Here is a 2,875-nt window from a genome sequence, read left to right on the forward strand (position 1 = left end):
CTGGCCAACGGCTATGACGAGCTGACCGATGCCAGTGAGCAGGCGGCGCGCTTTGCCGAGGACAATGCCGCGCGAGTCGCCCAGGGCCTGCCCGAGGTGGCGGCTGACCAGCGCCTGGTGGCGGCCTTGCAGGCGGGAATGCCCGCGGGGAGCGGGGTGGCGCTGGGGCTGGATCGTCTGATCATGCTGGCGCTGGGAGAGCGCGATATCTCGGCGGTCATCGCTTTCCCGGCATCACGTGCTTGAGAGCCGACATGAGAGGCAGCTTTCGATGTGATTTGCGTGAATCCCAGCGTTTATTGCCAACACGCTTGTCGAGCGTGCGTCGACTAGACTGGAGAAGTCAGCGTGGAGGGTTGGCGCTTGCCGGCGAAGCCCGCAGGCAAGGTGATGGCAGGACCAGGGCAATGGTCGCAGCGGGTCTTCTTTTATCGGGCATGGTGAAAGAAGGCGACAGATGATGGCTCGAACCCTCGGAGCCTTCGAGGCATCATCCGGCAGTCGCGTCGTGAGAGCGTGACGCCCGTCATGGAGGACTCTGATCTGTTTGGGCACTGAAGGTAGTGATCACCCCGATGGCAGCGTTCATCGCGGGGCAAGGCAAGAAGGCGGGGAGCGCGGTCAGGCTCCTGTCGTTAAAAAGGGAAGCCAGGGGCTTCCCTTTTTTTATGCCCGGGTTTCATGTGCAGGCTTTATGCGCGAGTGTCGTGCTCGCGCTGCGTCAGGCCTGACCTTATTTCTCGTCTGTGGCCGGCGAGCCCTGCGCGGTCTCTGCCGCATGCTCTTCTGACTCGGCCGGAGCCGGCGCTGTCGCAGACGGGCGCATGCCGAGTGACTGCCCCATGCTGACCTTCTGGCCCGGTGTCAGGGCGTCATCGAACTCGACGCTGTCCGGGAAGCACATCACCACGGTGGAGCCGAGCTGGAAGCGGCCCATCTCGGCGCCATGCGCCAGCTCGATGAGCTGATCGAAACGGGTCGTCTCGACATCACCGGAAAGCGGCGTGACCTGACCACTCCAGACGGTCTTGATCGCCGCGACGATCATCGCGCCCACCAGCACCATGGCCATCGGGCCGTGTTCGGTCTCGAAGATGCACACCAGGCGCTCGTTGCGGGCGAAGAGGCCCGGCACGTGCTTGGCGGTGGCTTCGTTGACCGAGAACAGGCGTCCCGGGACGTAAGCCATCTCGACCAGACGACCGGCCACCGGCATATGGACGCGATGGTAGTCCTTCGGTGACAGATAGACGGTGGCGAAGCGACCGTTGCGGAAGGGCGCGGCGCGCTCTTCACTGCCACCCAGTAACTGGGTCAGCGAGAATGCCTGACCCTTGGCCTGTACGAGAGTGCCGTGTTCGATGTTGCCGAACTGGGACAGTACGCCATCGGCCGGTGACACCAGGCCTTCACCGATGGGGCGGGCGTCCGCCTTCAGGGCACGGGTGAAGAAGTCATTGAAGCAGGCATAGGAACGCGGATTCTCCTCGAGCGCCTCGTTCATGTTGACGCCGTAGGCCTTGATGAAACGCTCGATGAAGGTGTTCTTGACCCACGGATCGGTGCAGGCGGCGACACGGCCGATGAGGCGTGAGATCAGGTGCTGGGGCAGTGGGTACTGGCTCAGGGAAAACAGCTTGGCGCGATCCACGATGGCGATCCTTGCAGGCACTTTCAGGAATGAAAAGCCCGCTCCTCGAGAGGGCGGGCGTTGGCCGGCAACAGCGGCGGCCAGCAGTTGGGCTGCACCTTAGCCCATCGTCAATAACGGCTCAAGCCTGCGAATTGCCGCAGCCGTGGGCCTGGTGACAGTTGCCAGACAGGCCATGCGTGTCATCCCGGCATGGCCTGCCTTGGCGTGCTGGCGCTCGATAGGCTCGTCCCAGGCTGCCATCAGAAGCTTTCAGCCCGATATCAAGCGCCTTCAGCGTTCGATGGGCGTGTCATCACGGTTGCCCCATTCCTTCCAGGAGCCCGGATAGGCGCGTACATCGCTGAAGCCCAGCGCCTGACCCACCAGCCAGGTCAGGCCGGAGCGGTGATGGCTCTGGCAGTGCGTCACGATGTGCTGTTCGGGGTTGAGGCCGCGAGCGCCCAGTTCCGTCACCAGCTCCGCATAGTCGCGGATGCGCAGGTTGCGCTCACGGTCCATGGCCTCGGTCCACTCGAAATGCACGGCGCCCGGGATATGGCCGAGGCGGGCGTTCTGGCCCTTCTCGCCGCGATACTCTTCCGCGGAGCGCGCATCCCAGACCACGACGCTTTCCTGCGGGTCCTCGGCCGCCAGTCGATCGAGAATGTCTTCCCGCGTCGCCATCACGCTGGTGTCCATGTAGGCGGCGTGATACTCGCTGGGGCTCCAGTCGCTGGCGGTGTCACTCAGCGGCAGGCCATCGCCTTGCCATGCGTGCAGGCCACCATTGAGGTAGCTGTAGCGGGTATGGCCGAGCAGCGCCAGGGTCCACAGCAGGCGTCCGGCCCAGCCGCCGCCTTCATCGTCATAGGCCACCACATGGCTGTCGCGGGTGATGCCAAGGGCTGACATCACGCCAGACAGTGCCTCGGGGCTCGGCACGCCGGGAATGTCGTCGTCATTGCTGCCGACCAGCTGCTTGAAGTCGAGCAGGCGAGCGCCGGGCACATGACGCGCATGGCTCTCGGCTTTCAGCGGCACGTCGACGATCACGATATCAGGATGGTCGAGCATCTCCGCGAGCTGCTGCGGTTCGACGATCAAGGGCAGCAGGTCGGCTTCCGAGGGGGAAGGGTGTGAAGAATCGTGAGACATGGCGTAATCCTTGCTTCTACGAAGAGAGTGATCCTTCCGGCATCATGGCACGTCGGCTGGCACTGTGGTCAAGTCACTGCGATCAAG

Annotated in this window: 3 protein-coding genes; 1 reads left to right on the forward strand and 2 read right to left on the reverse strand. The window is 63.8% G+C overall.

Annotation, left to right across the window (positions count from 1 at the left end):
* The coding region (locus AC4FAH_RS06325) for an amino acid--tRNA ligase-related protein (RefSeq protein WP_490245778.1) at positions 1-246 on the forward strand (246 nt) is incomplete at its 5' end.
* Between the two features lie 487 nt (positions 247-733).
* On the opposite strand, the gene asd is transcribed toward AC4FAH_RS06325, so the two are convergent.
* Both asd and AC4FAH_RS06335 read right to left on the reverse strand, forming a co-directional pair.
* On the reverse strand, positions 734-1,651 hold the full coding sequence (gene asd / locus AC4FAH_RS06330) for an archaetidylserine decarboxylase (protein WP_286988763.1): 918 nt from the start codon (positions 1,649-1,651) through the stop codon (positions 734-736).
* Between the two features lie 273 nt (positions 1,652-1,924).
* Positions 1,925-2,788 carry a sulfurtransferase gene (locus AC4FAH_RS06335; protein ID WP_279831148.1) on the reverse strand — a complete coding sequence of 288 codons (864 nt, stop codon included), beginning with the start codon at positions 2,786-2,788 and terminating at the stop codon, positions 1,925-1,927.
* Positions 2,789-2,875: the final 87 nt, after the last annotated feature.

The organism is Cobetia sp. (genome assembly GCF_983723665.1).

Bases quoted from the DNA above. Each gene is read 5' to 3' on its own strand.
- AC4FAH_RS06335 (WP_279831148.1), bottom strand. From the start codon at position 2,788: ATGTCTCACGATTCTTCACACCCTTCCCCCTCGGAAGCCGACCTGCTG.